The 24,048-nt window shown below is 54.3% G+C and carries 21 protein-coding genes and 6 tRNA genes; 12 read left to right on the top strand and 15 right to left on the bottom strand.

Going from position 1 to position 24,048, the window contains the following annotated elements:
* Nucleotides 1–8 precede the first annotated feature (8 nt).
* Both EDF78_RS07980 and EDF78_RS07985 read right to left on the bottom strand, forming a co-directional pair.
* Nucleotides 9–350 (bottom strand): FlxA-like family protein, encoded by a 342-nt coding sequence (locus EDF78_RS07980; protein ID WP_095922967.1) that lies wholly within the window; start codon nucleotides 348–350, stop codon nucleotides 9–11.
* Between the two features lie 95 nt (nucleotides 351–445).
* On the bottom strand, nucleotides 446–1,024 hold the full coding sequence (locus tag EDF78_RS07985) for a nucleotidyltransferase family protein (RefSeq protein ID WP_133822871.1): 579 nt from the start codon (nucleotides 1,022–1,024) through the stop codon (nucleotides 446–448).
* A 220-nt stretch (nucleotides 1,025–1,244) separates the two neighbouring features.
* Here EDF78_RS07985 and eat point away from each other — a divergent pair, with 220 nt between their 5' ends.
* From eat to eutC, 3 genes are read left to right on the top strand one after another with little or no spacing between them, the layout of a single operon-like run.
* Nucleotides 1,245–2,654, top strand: a complete 1,410-nt coding sequence (gene eat, locus EDF78_RS07990; protein WP_095922965.1) for an ethanolamine permease — start codon at nucleotides 1,245–1,247, stop codon at nucleotides 2,652–2,654.
* Between the two features lie 21 nt (nucleotides 2,655–2,675).
* Nucleotides 2,676–4,058 carry an ethanolamine ammonia-lyase subunit EutB gene (locus tag EDF78_RS07995; RefSeq protein ID WP_095922964.1) on the top strand — a complete coding sequence of 461 codons (1,383 nt, stop codon included), beginning with the start codon at nucleotides 2,676–2,678 and terminating at the stop codon, nucleotides 4,056–4,058.
* Nucleotides 4,059–4,069: 11 nt separating this feature from the next.
* A complete protein-coding gene (gene eutC, locus EDF78_RS08000; protein WP_119822638.1) occupies nucleotides 4,070–4,879 on the top strand; it encodes an ethanolamine ammonia-lyase subunit EutC in 810 nt (269 codons plus the stop codon).
* A gap of 102 nt (nucleotides 4,880–4,981) precedes the next feature.
* Here the strand turns inward: eutC and EDF78_RS08005 are convergent.
* From EDF78_RS08005 to EDF78_RS08020, 4 genes are all read right to left on the bottom strand, one after another.
* A tRNA-Lys gene (locus tag EDF78_RS08005) sits at nucleotides 4,982–5,057 on the bottom strand.
* Nucleotides 5,058–5,064: 7 nt separating this feature from the next.
* Nucleotides 5,065–5,140, bottom strand: a tRNA-Val gene (locus EDF78_RS08010).
* A 43-nt stretch (nucleotides 5,141–5,183) separates the two neighbouring features.
* Nucleotides 5,184–5,259: transfer RNA gene (locus tag EDF78_RS08015), tRNA-Val, on the bottom strand.
* Nucleotides 5,260–5,305: 46 nt separating this feature from the next.
* A tRNA-Val gene (locus tag EDF78_RS08020) sits at nucleotides 5,306–5,381 on the bottom strand.
* 263 nt (nucleotides 5,382–5,644) lie between these two features.
* Between EDF78_RS08020 and gltX the strand changes: the two genes are divergently transcribed.
* A complete protein-coding gene (gene gltX, locus EDF78_RS08025) occupies nucleotides 5,645–7,063 on the top strand; it encodes a glutamate--tRNA ligase (protein ID WP_095922962.1) in 1,419 nt (472 codons plus the stop codon).
* Nucleotides 7,064–7,152: 89 nt separating this feature from the next.
* Here the strand turns inward: gltX and EDF78_RS08030 are convergent, their stop codons facing one another.
* A complete protein-coding gene (locus EDF78_RS08030) occupies nucleotides 7,153–7,944 on the bottom strand; it encodes a formate/nitrite transporter family protein (protein WP_095922961.1) in 792 nt (263 codons plus the stop codon).
* 353 nt (nucleotides 7,945–8,297) lie between these two features.
* Here EDF78_RS08030 and EDF78_RS08040 point away from each other — a divergent pair.
* Nucleotides 8,298–8,373, top strand: a tRNA-Ala gene (locus EDF78_RS08040).
* 74 nt (nucleotides 8,374–8,447) lie between these two features.
* Nucleotides 8,448–8,523: transfer RNA gene (locus EDF78_RS08045), tRNA-Ala, on the top strand.
* A 138-nt stretch (nucleotides 8,524–8,661) separates the two neighbouring features.
* On the opposite strand, the gene EDF78_RS08050 is transcribed toward EDF78_RS08045, so the two are convergent.
* On the bottom strand, nucleotides 8,662–9,849 hold the full coding sequence (locus EDF78_RS08050) for a NupC/NupG family nucleoside CNT transporter (protein ID WP_013574449.1): 1,188 nt from the start codon (nucleotides 9,847–9,849) through the stop codon (nucleotides 8,662–8,664).
* Between the two features lie 416 nt (nucleotides 9,850–10,265).
* Here EDF78_RS08050 and EDF78_RS08055 point away from each other — a divergent pair, with 416 nt between their 5' ends.
* Nucleotides 10,266–11,495, top strand: a complete 1,230-nt coding sequence (locus EDF78_RS08055; protein ID WP_095922960.1) for an Nramp family divalent metal transporter — start codon at nucleotides 10,266–10,268, stop codon at nucleotides 11,493–11,495.
* Nucleotides 11,496–11,570: 75 nt separating this feature from the next.
* Here the strand turns inward: EDF78_RS08055 and EDF78_RS08060 are convergent, their stop codons facing one another.
* Together EDF78_RS08060 and mgrA are read right to left on the bottom strand one after the other, a co-directional pair.
* A complete protein-coding gene (locus EDF78_RS08060; protein WP_095922959.1) occupies nucleotides 11,571–12,008 on the bottom strand; it encodes a DUF2502 domain-containing protein in 438 nt (145 codons plus the stop codon).
* Between the two features lie 159 nt (nucleotides 12,009–12,167).
* Nucleotides 12,168–13,157, bottom strand: a complete 990-nt coding sequence (gene mgrA, locus EDF78_RS08065; protein ID WP_133822872.1) for an L-glyceraldehyde 3-phosphate reductase — start codon at nucleotides 13,155–13,157, stop codon at nucleotides 12,168–12,170.
* A 328-nt stretch (nucleotides 13,158–13,485) separates the two neighbouring features.
* On the opposite strand from mgrA, the gene EDF78_RS08070 reads away from it, so the two are divergent.
* Nucleotides 13,486–15,144 carry an alpha-keto acid decarboxylase family protein gene (locus EDF78_RS08070; RefSeq protein ID WP_133822873.1) on the top strand — a complete coding sequence of 553 codons (1,659 nt, stop codon included), beginning with the start codon at nucleotides 13,486–13,488 and terminating at the stop codon, nucleotides 15,142–15,144.
* On the opposite strand, the gene EDF78_RS08075 is transcribed toward EDF78_RS08070, so the two are convergent.
* The gene (locus EDF78_RS08075) at nucleotides 15,133–16,020 is read right to left on the bottom strand and encodes a LysR family transcriptional regulator (protein ID WP_119822635.1); all 888 of its coding nucleotides are present in this window, start codon (nucleotides 16,018–16,020) and stop codon (nucleotides 15,133–15,135) included. The genes EDF78_RS08070 and EDF78_RS08075 overlap by 12 nt on opposite strands.
* A gap of 131 nt (nucleotides 16,021–16,151) precedes the next feature.
* On the opposite strand from EDF78_RS08075, the gene EDF78_RS08080 reads away from it, so the two are divergent.
* Nucleotides 16,152–16,625 (top strand): multidrug/biocide efflux PACE transporter, encoded by a 474-nt coding sequence (locus tag EDF78_RS08080; protein ID WP_133822874.1) that lies wholly within the window; start codon nucleotides 16,152–16,154, stop codon nucleotides 16,623–16,625.
* A 70-nt stretch (nucleotides 16,626–16,695) separates the two neighbouring features.
* Entirely contained in the window at nucleotides 16,696–17,394 is a 699-nt protein-coding gene (locus tag EDF78_RS08085; RefSeq protein WP_131692936.1) for an aspartate/glutamate racemase family protein, read from the top strand.
* Here the strand turns inward: EDF78_RS08085 and EDF78_RS08090 are convergent.
* Nucleotides 17,391–18,653 (bottom strand): ion channel protein, encoded by a 1,263-nt coding sequence (locus tag EDF78_RS08090; protein WP_095922953.1) that lies wholly within the window; start codon nucleotides 18,651–18,653, stop codon nucleotides 17,391–17,393. The genes EDF78_RS08085 and EDF78_RS08090 overlap by 4 nt on opposite strands.
* 200 nt (nucleotides 18,654–18,853) lie before the next feature.
* Here EDF78_RS08090 and glk point away from each other — a divergent pair, with 200 nt between their 5' ends.
* Nucleotides 18,854–19,819 (top strand): glucokinase, encoded by a 966-nt coding sequence (gene glk, locus EDF78_RS08095; protein WP_095922952.1) that lies wholly within the window; start codon nucleotides 18,854–18,856, stop codon nucleotides 19,817–19,819.
* A 267-nt stretch (nucleotides 19,820–20,086) separates the two neighbouring features.
* On the opposite strand, the gene uraH is transcribed toward glk, so the two are convergent.
* The 3 genes from uraH to EDF78_RS08110 form a co-directional block, all read right to left on the bottom strand.
* Nucleotides 20,087–20,494 (bottom strand): hydroxyisourate hydrolase, encoded by a 408-nt coding sequence (uraH, locus tag EDF78_RS08100; RefSeq protein ID WP_131694054.1) that lies wholly within the window; start codon nucleotides 20,492–20,494, stop codon nucleotides 20,087–20,089.
* A gap of 238 nt (nucleotides 20,495–20,732) precedes the next feature.
* Nucleotides 20,733–21,503: a LytTR family DNA-binding domain-containing protein gene (locus EDF78_RS08105; protein ID WP_133822875.1), complete on the bottom strand. Its 771-nt coding sequence runs from the start codon at nucleotides 21,501–21,503 to the stop codon at nucleotides 20,733–20,735.
* A gap of 64 nt (nucleotides 21,504–21,567) precedes the next feature.
* On the bottom strand, nucleotides 21,568–23,286 hold the full coding sequence (locus tag EDF78_RS08110) for a sensor histidine kinase (RefSeq protein WP_119822632.1): 1,719 nt from the start codon (nucleotides 23,284–23,286) through the stop codon (nucleotides 21,568–21,570).
* 114 nt (nucleotides 23,287–23,400) lie between these two features.
* On the opposite strand from EDF78_RS08110, the gene EDF78_RS08115 reads away from it, so the two are divergent.
* Nucleotides 23,401–23,937: a GNAT family N-acetyltransferase gene (locus tag EDF78_RS08115; RefSeq protein ID WP_119822631.1), complete on the top strand. Its 537-nt coding sequence runs from the start codon at nucleotides 23,401–23,403 to the stop codon at nucleotides 23,935–23,937.
* The last annotated feature ends 111 nt before the right edge of the window (nucleotides 23,938–24,048 follow it).

The following is a 24,048-nucleotide window of genomic DNA, read 5'->3' on the forward strand; positions in this document are numbered from 1 at the left end:
TTTAAAAATCAGACGTAGATATCGATCGCGTTGGTTTCAGACGGCTTGTTGACGCCTTCTTCTTTCTTCATTTCAGCGGCGGCTTCTTGCTTTTGCTGCTGCTGAAGGGCTTTCTGTGCCTGTTGTTGCTCGATTTGTGCAATCTGCTGTTGCAGCAATTCGATTTGCTGTTGCAGCATTTCCTGCTGTTCCTGCACGTCTTCAGAGCTGCCGCCGGAACTGCTCAGGTTTTTTACCTGCTCGGTCAGTTTTGCGATCTGTTTGGTCAGCTGTGCGATCTGACTGGAGCTGCCTGAATCACTGGTGGACGCCGAGCTCAGTGAGCTGCTGGTGGCGCTGATAGTAGTCATAAAGCCTCACTTAGTAAGAATCAAATTTTGCACGTAAGCGTGCTCAACAGGTATCGGCGGTGACAGGCGAAGGCTTTACCTGCTTTTCGTATTCCTTACAGAGTTAACGCATTCTTTTCGGTCTTCGCTTTTATTTGCAGTTTCGGCCACAACGTCAGCCAGCCCTTACGGCTGACGCGCTCTGCAAACACCGCCGGAATCGCATGACGGGGGTTAGGCGTCAGGGTGAAGGTAAACAGGGCGTCCAGCCCCAGCGGCGCATTCAGTTCAATCTGTCCGTCGGCATTAAGCCGCGCCCCGATGGCGGTTTCCACTTCCACCCAGTAGCTCATGGCCTGGGCGCTGGAGGTATAAGGTGCATGTCCGTGACGTTCGTGCATCCGGGCCTGATTTTTTACCGACCACGGCAGGTCGGGGGAGGTCGTCAGCAGACGCCGCTCATAGTCTTCATCGGCCTGAACGGAAAAATCCTGAGGATTAAAATACACCACGTCGATGTCGTTAAGCGGCGTCACCTGCGTATACCCGTGCAGCCGGTCCCACACCAGATTGCGCACAAATCCCGCCGCCAGCCACGCATCATTCAATCCCAGTTCGCGGACTGCGGTCAGCGCGCGCCAGTGCAGCGGTTCGTCTCTGAGCCAGGTGATAATCTGTTGTTCCTGCTTATTCATCTGATTTTTCCTTTTCGGCGACGCAAGATAGTAACGCCATTTTGTGACCTTTTTGCAACGCACTGTTTCGGGCAAGCGGCTGTCGGGCAACGCGCCAAAATGAAGCAGGCCGCCTGCCAGAACCTCTGCAGCCCGCGCCGGGAGCGGGTTTATTAAGTGGTACAGCCTTTGCAACAGCTTCCCTGACATTATTGCATTATCACCGGGCAGGGGATCTTCTATGCAAAATACTAAAGTGACACCCGTATTAAAACGAACACTGGGAAGCTTTAAACTCTGGGGCATCGCCGTCGGGCTGGTGATTTCCGGCGAATATTTTGGCTGGAGTTACGGCTGGGCGCAGGCAGGTACACTGGGCTTTCTGATCACCGCACTGGTGATCGCCGCCATGTACTGCGCGTTTATTTTCAGTTTCACCGAACTCACCACCTCCATTCCGCACGCGGGCGGGCCTTTTGCCTATGCTTATCGCGCCTTCGGGCCGACAGGGGGATTCGTCGCCGGTTTTGCCACCCTGGTGGAATTTGTTTTCGCGCCTCCAGCCATAGCCATGGCGATTGGCGCGTACCTTAATGTGCAGTTTCCGTCGATTGAACCGAAATGGGTGGCCGTCGGCGCCTATCTGGTCTTTATGGTGCTCAATATTCTGGGCGTCAGCATCGCCGCTACCTTTGAACTGCTGGTCACGCTGCTGGCGATTTTCGAATTGCTGGTCTTTATGGGCGTGGTGGCACCGGGCTTTGAGATGTCCAACTTTGTTCACGGCGGCTGGGCGGGCAGCGACAGCTTCAGTCCGGCGGCATTCTCCGGCATTTTTGCCGCCATTCCGTTTGCCATCTGGTTCTTTCTGGCGATTGAAGGTGCATCAATGGCGGCTGAAGAAGCCAAAGATCCGCAGCGTACCATTCCGAAAGCCTTTATCGGCGGCATTCTGACCCTGACCGTTCTGGCGCTGGGCGTGATGCTGTTTGCCGGTGGCGTGGGCGACTGGACCAAACTGTCGAACATCAATGATCCGTTACCGCAGGCGATGAAACTGATTGTCGGCAGTGACAGCGGCTGGCTGCATATGCTGGTCTGGCTCGGGCTGTTTGGCCTGATCGCGTCGTTCCACGGCATTATCATGGGGTATTCCCGCCAGATTTTCGCGCTGGCGCGTGCGGGTTATCTGCCGAAAACGCTGGCCAGCGTCAATGCCCGTTTCCAGACCCCGCATCTGGGGATTATCGCCGGGGGTGTGGTCGGGATCGCCGCCATTTTCTCTGATTCGCTGATCGTGATTGGCGGTATGCCGCTGACCGCCAATATTGTCACCATGTCCGTGTTTGGTGCCATTGTGATGTATATCATTTCGATGGCCGCGTTGTTCAAACTGCGCCGCAGCGAACCCAATCTGATCCGCCCGTTCCGTGCGCCACTCTATCCTTTTGCTCCCGCACTGGCGCTGGTGCTGGCAGTCGTCTGTCTGATCGCTATGATTTACTACAACACCTTACTGTTTCTGATCTTCGCCGCCATGATGCTGCTGGCTTACGCCTGGTTCCGCATCACGCATCAGGCCCGTACTGATGCCGCAGAAGATCCGCAATTACGTGGTCTGCGACCGGTGCCTGCAAAAAGTGGCAAGTAATCCGGCGCGTTAAGGAGTGTTATGTTTCAGACGACATTACGTCACCGACGTTATCAGTTTAAGGATTTGCGCGAACTGATGGCAAAGGCGTCGCCCGCACGATCGGGCGACTATCTGGCCGAAGTGGCTGCCGCCAGCGCAGAGGAGCGTATGGCGGCAAAAATGGCGCTGGCCGATGTGCCGCTCAAAACCTTTCTGCAACAGTTGCTGGTGCCGTATGAAAAGGATGAAGTCACGCGGCTGATTGTCGATACCCATGATGTCGCAGCGTTTGCCGCGATTTCGCATCTGACCGTCGGGGATTTTCGTGACTGGCTGCTGAGTGAAAAAACCGACAGCGATACCCTGGCGGCAGTCGCCCGGGGCATCACGCCGGAAATGGCCGCCGCTGTCAGCAAACTGATGCGTAATCAGGATCTGATCCTGGTCGCCAAAAAATGCCGGGTGATCACCCGGTTCCGCAACACCATCGGGCTGCCGGGGCACATGAGTGTGCGTCTGCAACCGAATCATCCCACTGACAATTTGCAGGGCATTGCCGCCAGTATGCTCGACGGCTTGCTGTATGGCTCCGGCGACGCGGTGATCGGCATTAATCCCGCCAGCGACAGCTTACCGTTGCTGGAAAATCTCAATTACATGCTCGACGACATCATTACGCGATTTGAAATCCCCACGCAGTCCTGTGTTCTGACGCATGTCACCAACACCATCAAACTGGTGGAACGCGGCGCGCCAGTGGATCTGGTGTTTCAGTCGATTGCCGGAACCGAAGCGGCGAACAGCGGTTTTGGAATCAATCTGGCGCTGCTGGCGGAAGCACAACAGGCGGCACTCAGCCTGAAGCGCGGCACGCTCGGCGATAACGTGATGTATTTCGAAACCGGGCAGGGCAGTTGTTTATCCGCGAATGCGCACTTTGGTGTGGATCAGCAAACCTGCGAAGCGCGGGCGTACGCCATTGCGCGACATTTTTCGCCGCTGCTGATCAACACCGTGGTCGGCTTTATCGGCCCGGAATACCTGTATGACGGCAAGCAAATCATCCGCGCCGGACTGGAGGACCATTTCTGCGGCAAACTTCTGGGCGTGCCGCTGGGTTGCGATGTGTGTTACACCAACCACGCCGAAGCCGATCAGGATGATATGGATACGTTGCTGACACTGCTTGGCACCGCCGGGCTGACATTCCTGATTGGCGTACCGGGCGCGGATGACATCATGCTCAATTATCAGAGCACGTCTTTCCATGACGCGTTGTACATCCGCGAATTACTCGGGCTGAAACACGCGCCGGAATTTGCCGTCTGGCTTGAGAAAATGAAAATTATTGATCCGCAGGGCGCCTTGCGGGATGCCCGTGCGTCGCATCCGTTACTGCGTCAGTTGCCGCAATTAAACTGAGGTCAGCCTTGATGAATAAAGAAAAAGGGCAGGGACTGTCGCCGCTGGTGCACAACAACCCGTGGGAAACGCTGCGACAGTTTACCGCCGCACGTATCGCGCTGGGGCGTACCGGATCCAGTTTACCGACGGAAGAGTTATTACGCTTTGGTCTGGCGCACGCTCAGGCGCGGGATGCGGTGCATCAGCCTTTCGACAGCCAGACGCTGGAGCCTGAACTTTTTGCGCTGGGGCTGGAAACACTGACCGTGGCCAGTGCCGCGCCGGACAGAGCGACCTATCTGTGCCGCCCGGATCTCGGACGTAAGCTGTCGGAGAGCAGCCGTCAGGCATTGCAACGTCTGGCACCGGAGCCTGCCGATGTGGTGCTGGTGATTGCTGACGGTTTGTCATCGAAAGCGGTACATCGGCAGGCGGTACCGCTGATTGCGGCGTTGTTGCCGTATCTGCGCACGCTGGAGCTGAACATCGGGCCGGTAGTGCTGGCGCATCAGTCGCGGGTCGCGCTGGGCGATGACATCGCGCAGGTAATGAAAGCCAAAGCGGTAGCGATTTTGATCGGCGAACGCCCCGGCTTGTCGTCTCCCGACAGTTTAGGGATTTACATGACCTGGGGGCCGCACACCAAAAGGCTGGAATCAGAACGAAATTGTATTTCGAATGTGCGTCCGGAAGGGCTGAACTATCCTCAGGCGGCGTTTAAGCTGGCGTGGCTGCTCGAACAATCTTTCCAGCGGAAATTGTCGGGGGTGAATCTGAAGGATGAAAGCGATAATCCGGCGCTGCACAATAAAGTCGTGCCGATGTTTAAACTGGAGTAGAGGAGGGGGAAAGTAAGAACCAGCGGCTGGTTCGCCTCCATCACGGTTTTTCTTCGGAGTACAGATGCGAAAAAAGCGCCTATAAGGCGCTTCTTTCTGAATTGGTGGGCCGTGCTGGATTCGAACCAGCGACCAATTGATTAAAAGTCAACTGCTCTACCAACTGAGCTAACGGCCCGCAGAAGTGGTGGGCGATGACGGGCTCGAACCGCCGACCCCCTCCGTGTAAAGGAGATGCTCTACCAACTGAGCTAATCGCCCACTTCTGGGTACTTCCCCATGTAAGAAGAAACGTGCTGAGAAATGGTGGGCGATGACGGGCTCGAACCGCCGACCCCCTCCGTGTAAAGGAGATGCTCTACCAACTGAGCTAATCGCCCATTTCTCACTTCTTCCTACTTATCACAACGCGGCACTCTTAAAGAGTGGTGGGCGATGACGGGCTCGAACCGCCGACCCCCTCCGTGTAAAGGAGATGCTCTACCAACTGAGCTAATCGCCCCCGTCGTGATGGAGTCGCATTATAGGGATACTTGAAATTACGTCAACGCTTTTTAAAAACAAAAATGATCGTTCGGCTTATTTTTAGTCAACCTGACGCGTTTCTCGCCCGCGTAGCCGATTCTTTACGCATTCATGGCCTTAAACAATGCCTGTACCACGGGTTGTGCGTTGAGGAATCAGGGCAGAGTGGTAGAATGTCAGCCACTTTTTGTTAATTGATAGCAGCGTTTATTGGCGTTGCGTGATTAAGGTTGCACCCAGATGAAAATCAAAACCCGTTTTGCCCCAAGCCCGACCGGCTATCTGCACGTCGGTGGCGCCCGTACCGCGCTCTATTCCTGGCTCTTTGCCCGCAACCTTGGCGGTGAGTTTGTGCTGCGTATCGAAGATACCGATCTCGAGCGTTCCACTCAGGCAGCAATCGACGCGATTATGGATGGCATGAACTGGCTGAATCTGGACTGGGATGAAGGCCCGTATTTCCAGACCAAACGTTTTGACCGTTATAACGCAGTTATTGATGAGATGCTGGAAAACGGCACCGCGTATAAATGCTATTGCTCTAAAGAGCGTCTGGAAGCCCTGCGTGAACAACAAATGGCGAATAACGAGAAGCCTCGTTATGACGGCCGTTGCCGCGACAGCCATGAACATCACGCGGCGGATGAGCCATGTGTGGTGCGTTTCCGTAACCCGCAGGAAGGTTCGGTTATTTTTGACGACCAGATCCGCGGCCCGATCGAATTCAGCAATGACGAGCTCGATGATCTGATCATCCGCCGTACTGACGGTTCACCGACCTATAACTTCTGTGTCGTGGTCGATGACTGGGATATGGAAATCACCCACGTGATCCGTGGTGAAGACCATATCAACAACACCCCGCGTCAGATTAACATCCTGAAGGCTCTGGGCGCGCCTGTGCCGGTTTATGCGCACGTTTCCATGATTCTGGGTGATGACGGTAAAAAACTGTCCAAACGCCACGGTGCGGTCGGCGTGATGCAATACCGTGATGACGGTTATCTGCCGGAAGCGCTGCTGAACTATCTGGTGCGTTTGGGCTGGTCTCATGGCGATCAGGAAATTTTCAGCCGCGACGAAATGAAAGCGCTGTTCTCACTGGAAAACGTCAGCAAATCCGCCAGTGCGTTTAACACTGAAAAACTGCAATGGCTGAACCATCACTACATTAATACGATGGATCCGCAGTATGTGGCGACACACCTTCTGTGGCATGTGGAGCAGGCGGGTATCGAAACCCGTAACGGTCCGCAGCTGTTTGAAATCGTGACCCTGCTGGGCGAGCGTTGCAAAACCCTGAAAGAAATGGCGGAGTCCTGCCGTTACTTCTACGAAGATTTTGCCGAGTTTGATGCCGATGCCGCGAAGAAACACTTACGTCCGGTTGCGCGTCAGCCGCTGGAAGTGGTGCGTGCGAAACTGGCTGCCATCACTGACTGGACCGCTGAGAACATTCACCACGCCATTCAGGGCACGGCGGATGAGCTGGAAGTGGGGATGGGTAAAGTCGGCATGCCACTGCGTGTTGCCGTCACCGGTGCAGGTCAGTCTCCTGGCGTTGACGTGACCGTTCACGCTATCGGCCAGCGTCGTGTGCTGGCGCGTATCGATATGGCATTAGCCTTTATTGCTGAGCGCGAAACACAAGCCCAGTAATCACAACGGCTTGCCATAAAAAAAGCCAGCGCGGGAAACCGGCTGGCTTTTTTACTTTCTGCAAAACCTCAGGGCGAAAAACGGCTTAATTAACGTTGTTCAGTAGCAGGGGTTTCAACGGTCGGGCGGTAAGCCAGGAAGTACATCAGGCCAACGAAGCCTGCGCCACCGACGGCATTACCGAGGAATACGGCCACGAAGTTAGGCAGGTATTCAGACCAGCTCAGCGCACCGGCAAAGATCGCCGCAGGCACGATGAACATATTGGCGACCACGTGCTGGAAGCCGATTGCCACGAATGCCATGACCGGGAACCACATGCCGATCACTTTGCCGCCGACTTCTTTACTGGCGAAGGCCAGCCAGATCGCCAGACACACCAGCCAGTTACAGCCGATACCGGAAATAAACGCATGCATGAAGTCTGCGTTCACTTTTGCGGTGGCGGTTGCCACGGTTTTACTCAGGAAGGCGCCTTCTGTCAGCCCCAGAACATGGCCGAAGAAATAGGCCACGGCCAGACTGCCCAGCAGGTTAGCGAGAGTGACCCAGAACCAGTTACGCAATACTGAGTACAAACTGATTTGACGCGCAAACCAGGCGATAGGTAAGGTCATCATGTTACCGGTCAGCAGTTCTCCCCCTGCTAAAACGGTCAGAATGATGCCTACCGGGAAGACTGCGGCGCCCAGCAAGTTACTGAATGAACCCCAGGATGCAGGTAACGTCCCTATTACATGCAGATCCAGAAGGAACCCGGTGGCAATGAATGCGCCAGCCAGGAAGCCCAAAATTAACAAATTCAACACGGTGGCGCGGCTTTTATTAACGCCCGCTGTGACGGCGATGGATGCGATTTCTTTAGGTGAATACAAGGACATGGGAGTGCTCGAAAGTAGTGAGTTATGATTATAGCGCGAGCAGTCTATTCTGAGATTTATCTCAAAACAAGACGATTTTCATAGTCTGCTAACATTCCATTAATTATTCAGACATAGATGTTAAGGAAATGCGTAGGCAGATCAGAAAGCTAGGTAAAATGCGGCCTGGCGGGCAAATTGTAAAACAAAGCGTCTGTCTGAAAATTTCCCTGAAGGCAGGGGGTTTTTTCCTGTGAAATGGGAGATTTGGCGGCTTTTTCAGCGCTTGAATTGATAAACGGATTTAGCCGTTGACAGGGGTAGCGACGTTTCATATTATGCGCCCCGTTCACCCGTTTTTGCGGGCATGAATTGGGGGTATAGCTCAGCTGGGAGAGCGCTTGCATGGCATGCAAGAGGTCAGCGGTTCGATCCCGCTTATCTCCACCAACTTCCTTTCCAGAGTAAGTTGGCTGTTTCCTTACCAGAGGAAACAAAAGCAGTAAATGTGTACGACCTCGTGTGGGGGTATAGCTCAGCTGGGAGAGCGCTTGCATGGCATGCAAGAGGTCAGCGGTTCGATCCCGCTTATCTCCACCAAATATTAAAGAAACCCGCTTCGGCGGGTTTTTTGCTTTCTGCGTTCCGGTGATTTCATCACGTTTTGTTTAACCCTGAATTACCGACATAAAAAAACCCGCCGAAGCGGGTTTCTCTGTCTTTCAGTCGTTTGCTAACTTACGCCAGTACCAGACCCGCGATAGAAGCAGACAACACGCTGACCAGCGTTGAGCCGTACAGCAGTTTCAGGCCGAAGCGGGAAACCACGTTGCCCTGATGCTCGTTCAGGCCCTTGATCGCGCCGGCAACGATACCGATGGAAGAGAAGTTCGCGAAAGACACCAGGAACACGGACAGGATGCCCACGCCGCGTGGTGACAGTTCGGTCGCGACTTTCTGCAGATCCAACATCGCAACAAATTCATTGGAAACCAGTTTGGTTGCCATGATGCTGCCTACCTGCAAGGCTTCGTGACTTGGTACGCCCATCATCCATGCAAATGGATAGAAGACATAACCCAGCACGCCCTGGAAGGTGATACCGAATACCACGTCGAACAACGCATTCAGGCAGGAAATCAGTGCGATGAAACCAATCAACATGGCTGCAACGATGATAGCCACTTTGAAACCGGCCAGGATGTATTCACCCAGCATTTCAAAGAAGCTCTGACCCTGATGCGTGTTACCGATTTGCAGGTCTTCTTCTGAATCAACTTTATAAGGGTTGATCAACGACAGTACGATGAAGGTACTGAACATGTTGAGCACCAGCGCAGCAACAACAAAGCGCGGTTCCAGCATGGTCATGTACGCACCCACAATCGACATAGACACGGTCGACATGGCGGTGGCTGCCATGGTGTACATACGTTTTTCAGACATTTTGCTCAGAATATCTTTATACGCGATAAAGTTTTCTGACTGACCCAAAATCAGGGAGCTGATGGCGTTGAAAGATTCCAGTTTTCCCATGCCATTGATTTTCGACAGTACCGTACCAATGATACGGATGACGAAAGGCAGAACACGAATGTGCTGTAAAATACCAATCAGTGCGGAAATAAACACGATCGGACACAAGACCTTCAAGAAGAAGAACGCTAATCCTTTATCGCTCATGCCTCCAAATACGAAGCCGGTCCCTTCCGCAGCGAATCCTAATAATTTCTCAAACAAGTCTGAGAAGCCTTTCACAAAACCTAAACCAACAGAGGAGTTCAGGAAGAAATAGGCTAACAAGACTTCGATGACCAACAGCTGAACGATGAAACGTAAACGGATATTTTTCCGGTCACGGCTCACCAGTAAAGCGAGTGCAGCGACAACGGCCAACGCTAATACAAAGTGCAATATTCGGGACATGGGTGCTCCAAATTAGAGGCAGGCTATATTTCGACGGACATTTTATGTAACGCGTACATTTAAAACGTGAAGTCGATTGCAAATATAGAAATTACAGACACGAATTGCAACAAATCGCGGCTCATCACACAAAAAATCAAGATGTTAATAAAACTAAGCACAATTAGCATTCCTGTGCTAGTTTTATCATGTGCCGTAATGCGTTCTGAATCTGGCCCGTTAATGTCTGTTTTAGGAAAGTGCCCTGCGTCTGGCTTTCTGAAGTCGGGTGAGCGAATCACCTCTCAGTTATTACCTTCTCGCTTACCGCTGCTGCCTATCAGAGTAATTACTCAGATCATTCTAAATGCACTTGATAATCATTATCAATTAGATATGATTGATGTAAGCGTAATAATTGTAAGGGTAAACTAACTATGCTGAACAGCCGGGCCGAATCCTCAGGCCGCGCGTCCAGAAAGATGAAGCTTTCACTGATGGGACCGGCCTTTATTGCCGCCATCGGTTATATCGATCCGGGCAACTTTGCGACTAACATTCAGGCCGGTGCCTCCTATGGCTATCAGTTGCTGTGGGTGGTGGTGTGGGCCAACGTCATGGCGATGTTGATCCAGCTGCTGTCTGCCAAGCTCGGTATTGCCACCGGTAAAAACCTGGCTGAACATATCCGCGACCGTTTTCCGCGCCCGGCCGTCTGGGCCTACTGGGTGCAGGCGGAAATCATCGCGATGGCGACCGATCTCGCTGAGTTTATTGGCGCGGCGATCGGCTTCAAATTGCTTCTCGGGGTCTCGCTGCTGCAAGGCGCGGTGCTCACCGGGATTGCCACCTTTATTATCCTCGGGCTGCAAAAGCGCGGACAAAAGCCGCTGGAACTGGTGATCGCCGGTTTACTGCTGTTTGTCGCGGCGGCTTATATTGTCGAACTGTTTTTCTCGCAGCCAAGCATGCTGGCGCTGGGCAAAGGGATGTTGATCCCTGCGCTGCCTACCGCCGATTCAGTGTATCTGGCGGCCGGGGTTCTCGGCGCGACCATCATGCCGCACGTCATTTACCTGCACTCTTCGCTGACCCAGCGGGGCGGGAAGGCGTCGAAAGAGCAACGTTATTCTGCCACTAAACTGGATGTGGGCATTGCCATGACCATTGCCGGTTTCGTGAATCTGGCGATGATGGCGACGGCTGCGGCGGCGTTCCATTTCAGCGGACACAGCGGCATCAGCGAGCTGGATGAAGCCTATCTGACCCTGCAACCGTTACTCGGCCACGCGGCTGCGACCACTTTTGGTCTGAGTCTGGTGGCGGCGGGGCTATCGTCGACAGTGGTTGGCACGCTGGCCGGTCAGGTGGTGATGCAAGGCTTTGTGAAATTCTACATTCCGCTGTGGGTCCGCCGTACGGTGACCATGATGCCTTCCTTTATTGTGATCCTTATGGGGCTGGATGCCACGCGCATTCTGGTGATGAGTCAGGTGTTGCTGAGCTTCGGCATCGCCCTGGCATTGCTGCCGCTGCTGGCTTTCACCGGTAACCGCAGCCTGATGGGCGATATGGTGAATACCAAAACCGTTCAGTGGGCAGGGCGCATCATCGTGCTGATTGTCGTCAGCCTTAACCTTTATCTGTTGCTCGGCATGCTGAAATAGCGCCCGGACACACGTCAGGCAATAAAAAACGGGACAGCGCAAACTGTCCCGTTTTTGTTTCTGTTATTCCGTCTTTCAGTGGCGATGATCGCCGTGACCGCCACGGTGATCGTCGTGGCCGCGTCCTTTGTCGTGTCCGTGACCGCGATCCGGCCCGTGTCCGCGCCCGTGGTCATAATGCGGACGCCCGTGGTCGCCATGATAATAATGCGGCGGTGGCATCGGACGGCGTGGCGGATGGCGTTCATTCCACCAGCCATGGTCGCGCCAGCGATAACCATCCCAGTAATAGCCGCGCGGGCTGCGTGCGCCGTAATGATGGCCGCGGTAGCCGTTCCACCAGCTCGGGTTACGCCAGTCGTAACCGTCCCAGTAATAACCGCGGTTATCCCGGTCACCGATATTGATAGAAAGGCCCGGCGTATTCAGGCTGAAGCTGCTGGCCTGCACGGCAGGCGCCGCCGCAGGGAGCAGGGCAAAGAACAATGTTGCGAACAGTACAGGCTTTAACATGAGTGGCCCCAGATTCCTTATAATTTATGCTGACAGTTATAAGGGGAAGAAGGGTGTTGTACTATTGCTTACAATCCTGTTTTGAATGATTTACGCGCCTTAACGGAAAGCTTACACAGTCTCCACAAAGGCGCGTTTTTTATACCGAAGGGTAACCGCTTACACTAAAATACCTTCAATTGACGCCAGTTCTTCCGCGCTGAAATGACGGTTAGCGACCATGCCCACGGCGTCATCAATCTGGCTGGTTTTACTGGCCCCGATCAGCACGGACGTCACGCGGTCGCCGCGCAATACCCAGGCCAGCGCCATCTGTGACAGCTTCTGACCGCGCGCCTGCGCAATCTCATTCAGCTTACGCACTTTCGCCAGTTTTTCTTCCGTCAGCTGGTCAGCGGTCAGGAATTTACTGCCGCTGGCCGCACGGGAATCTTCCGGAATACCCGCCAGATAACGATCCGTCAGCACGCCGCCCGCCAGCGGTGAGAAGGCAATCGAACCGACGCCATTATCCGCCAGCGTATCCAGCAGATCTGCTTCGACCCAGCGTTCGAACATGGAGTATTTCGGCTGATGGATCAGGCAGGGTGTGCCGAGCTGTTGCAAAATCTCAAACGCTTTCCGGGCGCGTTCTGCCGGATAGTTCGACAGCCCGACGTACAGCGCCTTGCCCTGACGCACAATCAGATCCAGCGCTGCCATGGTTTCTTCCAGTGGCGTGTCAGGATCAGGACGGTGATGATAGAAAATATCTACGTACTCCAGACCCATGCGTTTCAGGCTCTGATTCAGGCTGGCGACCAGATATTTTTTCGAACCCCAGTCTCCGTAAGGGCCGTCCCACATGGTGTAACCGGCCTTGGAGGAGATGATCAGTTCATCGCGGTAAGGCAATAAATCTTCCTGCAGGATGCGGCCGAAATGCTGTTCCGCTGAACCCGGAGGCGGGCCGTAATTGTTGGCTAAATCGAAGTGAGTGATCCCGTGGTCGAAAGCATGGCGGATCAGTTTACGGCCATTATCAAAATGGGCGTTATCGCCGAAGTTATGCCACAGGCCAAGGGAAACGGCGGGCAGTTTCAGGCCGCTCTGACCACAGCGACGGTATTCCATATTCTCATAACGCGTTGGACTGGCTTGATACACCATGTGAGTCCTTATAATAATTTCAGAAGTGAACAGAAGGTTAACAATGTCATAAAAAAACGAATTTAGTGTATGCGCTTTCACAAGCATTTCCAGCTATTCAGATCACATCCGGAACAATCCTTAAGCTTATGGCGATTGATAACCGTGACTATTCTTCCTGCGTATTACCTTTACTACTCACTGTTCTTCCCTGCGTTAATGCAGTGCAGGGCTGTAACTCTGCGTTTCCATCACCTGTTTCGGATAATAAATACCTTAATTCCCGAAGTAGAGTAATACTTCAGTTAGTGGGATTAACTGTTTACTTTATTTTTAACAGAGGATCGTCATGGATAATGAATATACCGTAGGTGACTATCTCTTAGACCGCTTGTCATTCAGCGGGATCTCCGAGTTGTTTGGCGTGCCGGGCGACTACAATCTCAAATTCCTCGACAGTGTGATGAATCATCAGCAAATCACCTGGATCGGCTGCACGAATGAATTGAATGCTGCTTATGGCGCTGACGGCTATGCGCGCACGAAAGGCATTGCGGCATTATTGACGACCTTTGGTGTCGGCGAATTAAGTGCGCTGAACGGCATAGCAGGCAGTTATGCCGAATATGTCCCGGTGGTGCATATCGTCGGCGCGCCGCCGCTTTCGGCACAGCGCAAAGGCGAGTTGCTGCATCACACGCTGGGCGACGGCGACTTCAGTCATTTCATGCGCATGTCACAGCCGGTCAGCGTGGCGCAGGCGACACTAACGCCGGAAAACGCCCTCGCCGAAATTGACCGCGTCATTGAAGAGGTGATGTACCACTCGCGTCCCGGTTATCTGCTGTTACCCAGTGATGTCGCCGCGCTGCCGGTCAGCACCAGAGCGCATGCCTTGCCTGCCCGCCAGCCGCCGTTCTCGCCTTCCTCTCTTGAAGCTTTTGTGGCTGCCGCCGAAAACCTGCTGCGCGACGCAACGCGTGTTTCCGTGCTGGCGGATTTTCTGGCCGACCGGTTCAGGGTAAAAGACGCGCTGGAACAATGGATGGAAGCGGTACCGCTGGCGCATGCCACCCTGCTGATGGGTAAAGGCTTGTTCAACGAACAGCAGGCGCATTTTGCCGGGACTTACTCGGGCGCAGCCAGCGCAGCGTCGACCAGAGAGGCGATTGAAGGGGCGGATGTGGTGATAACCGTCGGGGTGAAATTCACCGACACCATTACCGCCGGTTTTACCCAGCAGCTTCCCGCCGGGAAATGCATCGACCTGCAGCCGTTTTTTGCCCGCGTGGGCGATCAGATTTTCCACCAGTTGCCGATGGAGAAAACCGTCAGCGTGCTGCATCGCCTGACTGCTGAACTGGCTTCCGGCCGGGTACCCTACAGGGTGAAACGCAACACCCTGCCGTTATCGCATGATCAACTGCTGGGACAGTACGCCTTCTGGCAGCAAATTCAGGATTTCCTGCAACCGGGCGATGTGCTGGTCGCCGAACAGGGCACGGCCTGTTTCGGGGCGGCGGCGCTGAATCTGCCGCAGGATTGTCAGTTTGTCGTACAGCCGCTCTGGGGATCGATCGGGTTTACGTTGCCTGCCGCCTTCGGGGTACAGATTGCCGTGCCGGATCGCCGCGTGGTGCTGCTGATCGGCGACGGCTCCGCACAGCTGACATTACAGGGGCTGGGTGCTGCGATCCGCTACGGTCTGCCACCGATTATTTTTGTGATCAATAACGACGGCTATACCGTTGAACGGGCGATCCACGGCGAAACCCAGCGCTATAACGACATTGCGCAGTGGAACTGGACGCAATTCCCGGCGGCGTTTGGCGGCAAGGAAGTGTTCAGCGCGCGGGCGGATTCCCCGCAGGGGCTGAAAGAAGCGATTGAAAAGGCCACCGCACAACGTCAGATGGCCTGGATAGAAGTGGTTTTGCCGAAGATGGATATTCCCGAACTGCTCAGTTCCGTCACCAAATCGCTGGCGAAGCGAAACTCAGGGCAATAAACCGGTTTCCGGTGACGGCGGATCAAGCAGCTGGTCGAGGAACCAGCACCCCGCCGGACCCGGCTGATTATTTTTACTCCACACCGCATCCACCGAAATCTGCTTCGGCCAGCCGCGCAACGGCAGGCTGACCAGTATGTCATGGCCGAATTGCTGCACCAGCCAGTGCGGCAGCGTCGCCCAGCCAAACCCCTGTTCCGCCATTTCCAGCAACATCAGATAACTGGGCGCAGACCAGATCTGCCCCAACGCCCGTGGCATCTCGCGGCGGCTGTAAGGTTGCAGGCAAAGCTGGCGGAAGGTGTGTAACTGCTCCGGTTGCAGATTGCTGATGTTCGCCAGCGGATGCTCACGGCTGCAAAATACCGACATATCAGTTTGTTCGGGCAGCCGCGCCACGCCAATATCCGGCGGATAATGATCCTGCACTTCCACCAGGCCGATATGCGCGCGGCCGGACTGCAACAGGTCAATCACATCCTGATCTTCGGCGATCTGGCATTCGAATTCGATATCCGGATAACGTTGCTCAAAACGGCGCAGCAACGCCTCGTGGTGGGTCGGCTGATACGTATCGGAGAGCACGAACGTCAGGCGGGTTTCCACCTGCGTGGAGAGCCGCACCGCCAGTTCATCGAGCCGTTCGCTGGCGGCCAGAATCGCCTGAACGTGGCTCAGCACGCGCTGCCCGGCAGGCGTCAGCACCGGCTGGCGGCTCTGGCGGTCAAACAGCGTCACGCCTAAATCCACTTCCAGATTGGCGATGGCGGTGCTGACGGTGGACTGACTTTTGCGCAGCTTGCGCGCAGCGGCGGAAAACGACCCCGCATCGGCGGCTTCGACAAAGGCCATCAGGGCTTCGGGGGAATAGCGCATGTTAAGATCCTCAGACTTCAATCCATCTATTTTATCGATACTTTCTATCTTTTACCTATCTCATTTAGTGATGATAATGCCCGCCTGTGACAAACGTCACCTTTCACTTTTCAGGAATCAGGCAGGTTTTTATGTCTAAGCAAACTCGGAACAGCACTCAGAAAACATTCGGCGAACGCGTCTTTCATGCGGTAGGTTTTGAGACGATCGCCGTACTGATTTCAGCACCGGCAGCGGCATGGGTGCTGAACAAACCGGTCTGGGAGATGGGCGCGCTGGCGATCATGCTCTCCACCACGGCGATGGTCTGGAACATTATCTACAACAGCCTGTTTGACAAATTCTGGCCGGTTTCCCGCGTGGTGCGGACATTTAAAATCCGCGTGGCGCACGCGCTGGGCTTCGAAGGGGGCTTTATCCTCATCGGCCTGCCGATTGCGGCACTCTGGCTGGGCATCAGCCTGCCGGAGGCCTTTATGCTGGAAATTGGCTTCTTCCTGTTCTTCCTGCCGTATACCGTGGCGTACAACTGGGTGTATGACACCTTGCGTCATCGCTGGATGAACCGCCGTATGGCGGCCAAGGATTGCCCGTCCGGTCACTAATTAATTCTGCACGCGGCCGTGTTGTTGGGTATAACGGAGGCGTTTATTCAGAAAAAGACAGGGTGTGCAGATGAAAACCTTAGGGCTGATTGGCGGCATGAGCTGGGAATCCACCGTGCCGTATTACCGCATGATCAACGAACACGTGAAACAGCAACTGGGCGGATTGCATTCGGCCAAACTGTTCCTCTATAGCGTTGATTTTTATGAGATCGAAAAGCTGCAAATGGCGGGCGACTGGCAGCAGGCCGGTGAAATCCTCGGCAATGCGGCGAATTCACTGGCGCGGGCGGGCGCGGACGTGATTGTGGTGTGCACCAACACCATGCATAAAGTGGCGGACGATATTGAGCGTATCGGCGGCCTGCCGTTGCTGCATATCGCCGATGCGACGGCAGAAAAAATCACCGGCCAGGGGCTGCGTAAAATCGGTCTGCTCGGCACACGTTTCACCATGGAACAGGATTTCTATCGCGGCCGTCTGCAGGAAAAACATCAGATTGATGTGGTGACGCCGGATGACGCCGACCGCGCGATTGTGCACCGCATTATTTACGACGAGCTGTGTCTGGGGATCATCAGAGACGCGTCACGCGACGAATATCGCCGGATCATTGGCACGCTGGAAGCGCAGGGCGTGGAAGGCATTATTCTGGGCTGTACCGAAATTACCCTGCTGGTGGGCGCAGAAGATGCGAAAGTGCCGGTCTTCGACACCACCGCCATTCATGCGCTGGCGGCGGCGGAATTTGCATTAACGCAGGATTAATCCTCTTCCGGATCCTGACGGACAAGCCGCTGTTTTGCGACCTGCATCAGCGGCTTACCGGCCAGCATTAACCACGCGGGCAGCATCACGATGCACAGCAGCGGCAATAATTTCAGCCCCGGCACCACGGCCGCAGCCATAAACAAACTGAGCCAGCCGTCGCGTGTGACCACCAGCACCATGCCCATCACCGCGCAGGAAACGGTCACCGCCGCCGGGACATCCGGCGCGTACTGATGCAGCATCAGACCGAGCGACACGCCGACAAACACCGCCGGGAAAATACGCCCGCCGCGAAAACCACAGGCTGCCGCCACCACTAACGCGCCGAGCTTGGTCAGGGTGATCGCCAGCAGCGGTCCCATGGCGAACAGCTGATTGGAATGCGCCAGTTCCTTCATTTCATCCAGCCCTTTAAACAGGGTGATTTCCCCGCCGGTCAGCGCCAGCAAACCCAGCACAAAGCCGCCAATCCCCAGCCGCAGCATCGGGTTATGGATGCTGTTAAACAGCCGGTGAACATGCGGGAACAGCCAGACGGCAATCATCCCCAGCGCGATAGCAATCAGCACCACCACCGAGCCGCTGAAAATATCCATCAGGCTGGACGTGTCATAGGACGGAATGCTGAGCGAAAAATCCGGCTGGAAGAACTGATCGGTAGTAATGGCACCCGCGCCTGCCGCGAGCAGGGGGGCAAACAGACGATCCCATAACTGCACGTCTTTATTGGTGCCGAGGGTTTGTGAAAAAATCAGCGCCGCCGCCACCGGCGTACCGAACAACGCACCGATAGTGCCAGCCGCCGCCAGAATCACCCAGTCCGTCGTGGGCACCGCCGGCAGCAGGCGGGATCCTATCGCCGCCACCAGCGCAATATTAATCACCGTGATCGGATGTTCCGGCCCGAGGCTGACCCCGCCTGCCAGCCCGAGCATCAGCGCCAGCGCCAGCCCCGGTAACGCATTGATGGCTACCGGCGCGCCAATCAGCGATTCCGTGGCAGGATCCGGTCCGGCGTGGCCTGGCATATACTTAATGACAGCGCCTACGGCGACACCGGTCAGCGTCAGCATAAACAGCGTCCAGCTGGCAGATTGCGTATCGACATGGAAAACGTCCGGGATGTGCTCCCAGAGAAGATTTTGCAGCGCACCGGAAAGCATCATGATCGTGACCAGAATCAGACTCGACATCACCCCGATAAGAATAGCGGGCAGGGCGAAAGCCAGCATGACTCTGGCGCGGGGATGAAACATGCAAGAATTCCTTATCGTTATACTTACGAATAGCTTAGATGATTCTTGTTGCGTGCCACCGACATTATTTTGCGCGACGCGCCGCATAAATGTGCGTTGGTTCAAAACTGCATTGCAGCGTATAGCAATTACCGCTATTTTGCCCACACGAATTTGGCGCGGGTGCGCACTATAACGAATTTACTTTTGCGGAGAATAACATGACCAAATACTCCCTGGTGGGCGATGTTGGCGGCACCAACTGCCGTCTGGCGCTATGCGCGCTGGAAAGCGGCGAGATTTCTCAGTCTAAGACTTTTTCCGGGCTGGATTACGACAGCCTTGAAGCAGTCGTTCGTGAATACCTCGCGCAGCAGCATCAGGATGTTGAGGATGCATGTATTGCCATTGCCTGCCCGATCACCGGCGACTGGGTGGCGATGACCAACCACACCTGGGCGTTTTCCATTGCCGAAATGAAGAAAAACCTCGGCCTGCAACATCTGGAAGTGATCAACGATTTCACTGCGGTATCGATGGCTATCCCGATGCTGAAAGAAGAAGATTTGTTGCAGTTCGGCGGCAAGAAAGCACAGGACGGCAAACCAGCGGTGATTTACGGCGCGGGTACCGGTCTGGGGGTGGCGCACTTAATCCATGCCAATAAGCAATGGATGAGCCTGCCGGGTGAAGGCGGTCATGTGGATTTCGCACCAAACAGCGAAGAAGAAGACATCATTCTCGAGCAGCTGCGTACCGAAATGGGCCACGTCTCCGCCGAGCGTATTCTCTCCGGTCCGGGGCTGGTGAATCTCTACCGTGCCATTGTGAAATCCGATAACCGCGAGCCGGAAAACTTCAAACCGAAAGATGTGACCGAACTGGCACTGGCAGACGAAAACCTCGATTGCCGCCGCGCACTGTCACTGTTTTGCGTCATCATGGGTCGTTTCGGTGGGAATCTGGCGCTGAACATGGGCACCTTCGGCGGCGTCTATATCGCAGGCGGTATCGTTCCGCGTTTCCTCGAATTCTTCAAAGCCTCAGGCTTCCGCGCCGCGTTTGAAGATAAAGGGCGTTTTAAAGATTATCTGATGGATATTCCGGTATTCCTGATCACCCACGATCAGCCGGGATTACTCGGTGCAGGGGCTTATCTGCGTCAGTCGATTGGTATGACGATCTAAAACTGTCCCTCTGAAGGTAACGCGATCGGCTCCCTCCCCTGCGAAGGGGAGGGCTGGGGTGGGGTATTAAGTTCAAAAACAATAAGTTGAAGTGTGCTTTAGCAAGGTGTTAGCCCTTAAAACCCCCTCCCGACCTCCCCCTTCGCAGGGGGAGGAGCAGGAAAACCCGCCCGAGATTTAGCATGAGAGGAGCAAGGAACCTCACCCGAGATTTAGCAAGAAGCCGCACTCAGGTTCATCTTAGCCATCATGATTTCTTTTCTGACTTTAATTCCCGCGATAAGTCGAGAAACCGTAAGGGCTGACAAGCAGAGGGATGTGATAGTGAGGCACTGAGCCATCGGCTTTAAAAATAACCGGGATTTCCGGGAAAAATGAAGCGGTATGATGTTTTTCAAACCATTCGCCAGTTTTAAACGTTACCCGATAATTACCTTTCTCCATCACATTTTCATTGGGATACAGCGCCGGAATTCGTCCCTGCTCATTGGTCACTCCACTGCTCAGTTGCACCCATTTGTTACCTTCCTGCTTCTCGAGCGATACGCTTACCCCCTGTGATGGCAGTCCGTTTTGCAGGTTCAGAACGTGGACGCTAAGAGGGTTTGCTGCAAAGGCAGAGGTCAGACACAGCGCATTGATAATACCGGCGAGTAATAATTTCTTTTTAAACATATGTTCGTCCTTTTGAACTCAATGTTATTTGGTAATAACGCAGAATATTTGGCAGAGGTATATTTAGGTTTTTCTCATCACAGACATGAGAAAGTGCAAAATATCCTCTGTCCTGACGAAACAAAGTCTACTTATTACTGGCTAACCTGAGGATGACGGGTTAATGACATTTTTGTAATAATTCAGAGTCGGACGCCAAAAGATAACGCCTTCCGCCTCAAAACCCGTCAGCCCCCCATCAAAACCGCATTAACTGTCTGAACTCCTTCACTTTGCTCCTGCTCACCGGCACTTCAAAATCCAGATCACTTAAGCGCAAAATATAGGTGTTATTAAACCACGGAACGATCTCGCGGATTTTCGACAGATTCACGCAATATGACCGGTGACAGCGAAAAAAATGCTCTTCCGGCAGGCGGTTGCATAATTCGGTGATGTTCATTGGCATGGTGAATTCTTCTTTGCGGGTGTAGACCTGCGTGACTTTTTCCTGCGCGGCGGCGTAATAAATATCGTTAATGTCGGTGACGATTATCCGCTCATCTTTGATCAGATTGATGCTGTGACTGACGCGCGGCGTATTGCCCGCGACGGGCGTGATGCCTTCCTGTTTATCGCCCGGCTCCTTTACCGTCAGCTCTTTATCGCGGCGAAAATGCATCTCCAGCTTTTGCAGCATGGTGACGATACGTGACTCGTGATAAGGCTTGAGGATGTAATCAAACGCCTCGATTTCAAAGGCTTCGGCGGCGTGTTCCTTATATGCCGTGATGAACACGATATACGGCTTATGCGCGAACTTACTGATGTTCTGCGCCAGTAAGACGCCATCAAGGGAAGGGATGCTGATATCGAGAAAAATCGCGTCCACTTCATGCGATTGCAGGTATTTGAGCACGTCCAGCCCGTCATCAAAGACAGCGTCGATGGTGATGCTGCTGTGCGTATTGATCAGATAACTCAGCTCTTCCTGAGCCGGTACTTCATCTTCGACGATAATTGCTTTCACTGAATTATCTCCCTGGTGCGATGGCCCGAAAGGCGGGCGGGTAAATCAAAAGGCGTTCTGCGGGTCAGGCGATTTTGCTCTCAGGGGCTTGTGTGACCTTCGCAGGCGCATGGGTAATCACAAACGAAATATCGGTGCCCGGCTCCAGACGGCGGATCGTCAGACCCTGGCCGTACAACAGCGAGACACGGTGGTGCACATTCAGCAGGCCGATTTTATTGCCCGGCATTTCATTGCGCGCCACGCGGTCAATGGTTTCCTGATTAATGCCGTGGCCGGTGTCTTTCACGGAAACCTTAATGCCTTCGGCCTGATGTTTCACCGAAATCACCACCACGCCTTTGCCGCTGCATTTCTGGATGCCGTGCACGATGGCGTTTTCCACCAGCGGCTGGATCAGCAGGCTGGGGATTTTCACCGAAATATCATCATCAATGTCATAAATCACCGTCAGTTTGCTGCCAAACCGCGCCTGTTCGATGGCGATATAATCCTGTACCTGATGCAGCTCTTTGCGCAGATCAATCAGCTCGTCATTCAGTTCCAGGTTATAACGCAGATAACGGGAAAGGTTGATGATCAGCTGGCGCGCCACGTCAGGACGTACGCGGATAGACGATGAAATGGCATTCAGCGCGTTAAACAGAAAATGCGGGTTTATCTTGCTCTGCAATGCCCGCATCTCGGCTTTGTTAGCCATCTCGCGCAACTGTTCAGTGCGCGACACTTCCATCTGCGTCGACATAATCTGCGACAGCCCGATCGCCATCACTTTCAGCGAATAGGTGATGCGGTGCGGGTCGCAATAATAAATTTTCAGCGAGCCGGTCACTTCGCCTTTTTCCCACAGCGGGATGATGATCAGCGAGTGGATCTGCGGCGTGCGGTGCATTTCGTCATTGTTTTTGACGGTGATCTGGCCGCTTTCCAGCGTGGCTTTGGTGATGTCGCTGAGGGTTTCATGGCCGATATTGTATTCTTCCGCGCCCACACCGACGTACGCCAGAATGTTTTTGGTGTCGGTAATGGCCACCGCATCGGCGTCGATATCTTCGCGGATAATCCGGCAAATGCTGGCCAGAGAGTCGGCGTTAATATTACGGCCCTCGATATTACGGAAATAGGGCAGCGTTTTATTGGCGATATCCAGTGCCAGCCGTGCCTGCCGGGCGGCGATCACCTCTTTTTCATCCTCGACACTTTGTACCAGCAGCACGATCAGACCGATGGAACTCGCCCCCAGGATCAATGGGGCGGCGATATTCATCACGATATCCAGCCCGAGCGAAAACGGCCGCGCCATCAGCAAAATCAGGATCATGGTCAGCGTTTCACACAACATCCCGGCGATAATGCCGACTTTCCAGTGCAGCGTTTTTTTGACTTTTTTATTGATGTAGCCGGAGAGGAAACCTGCGGTAATACTGGTGATCAGACAGGGGATGGAGGTCGGCCCGTGAATGTCGATCAGGAAACGGTGGGTGCCTGAAATCACGCCGGTAATGATGCCGACCCACGGCCCGAACAGGATGCCGCCGGACATGATGGCGATGGTGCGCACGTTAATCAGCGACCCTTCGACGTTGATCCCGGACAGCGTACCGAAAATGGCGAACAGCGAGAAAATGGCGGTGACCGCCGTCAGTTCCAGCGGCGTGTGCGTCTCATTTTCTTTGTGCAGCAGTTTACGGAACAGCGGGGTCCGCGTGAGGAAAAACAGACAGATGAGCATCAGCGCCGCACGGTCAAAGACCGCCAGCAGCATGTCGAACATGTGAGGCATGGCAGATTTAACTCTTTGCACGCTTGAAAGATAAGCATGCCAAATGGATTCAGCGGTTATTATATGTAAAAGGTCAGACTTTCACCATCGGCACACACAGGAGCACATTCCGACATGATTTCGTTATCCACGCCGCGGCTGATCATGCAGCCCCTCCAGGCTGACGACTGGGCGTTTTTCTTGCGGCTGTACCAGACTCCGGACGTTATGCGCTTTATCGGCGATATTGAAACGCACGCGCAGGTTCACAGCCGGTTTGAACAGCGTCTCGGTAACTGGGATCGCTACAGTGATTTCTGGCTGTGTTTGCTGATCCGCGAAAAAGAGACCGGCGCGGCGGTGGGGCTGACCGGCTTTTTCCCGGACTGGCGGCCGTATAAGCAGGGCGAAGTCGGCTTCATTCTGGCACCGGAGCATCAGCGCAAAGGCTATGCGGTGGAATCCCTGCGAGAAGTGCTGAACTTTGCGTTTGACCACTGCGGCTTTCACCGTTTGCAGGCTAACGTGCTGGAAGGCAACGAGGCGTCGCGCCGCGTGCTGGAAAAGTGCGGGTTTCAGATGGAAGGCCGGTTGCGGGACAGCTACCGCATTGGCGATGAGTGGAAAAACGACTGGCTGCTCGGACTGCTGGCGACCGATCCGCGTCCGTAGAAAAAAAAGAGTGCTCACTCACTCGACAGTGCTTTTCCCCTGCGTTATGTTCGTTGAAGGCCGTTCCGCGGCCAGCGTCGCTCGGACGGTCCGGGCGCTTACGTATCCCAG

Source organism: Rahnella sp. BIGb0236, assembly GCF_004364755.1.
In the GTDB taxonomy this organism is placed as follows: domain Bacteria; phylum Pseudomonadota; class Gammaproteobacteria; order Enterobacterales; family Enterobacteriaceae; genus Rahnella; species Rahnella victoriana.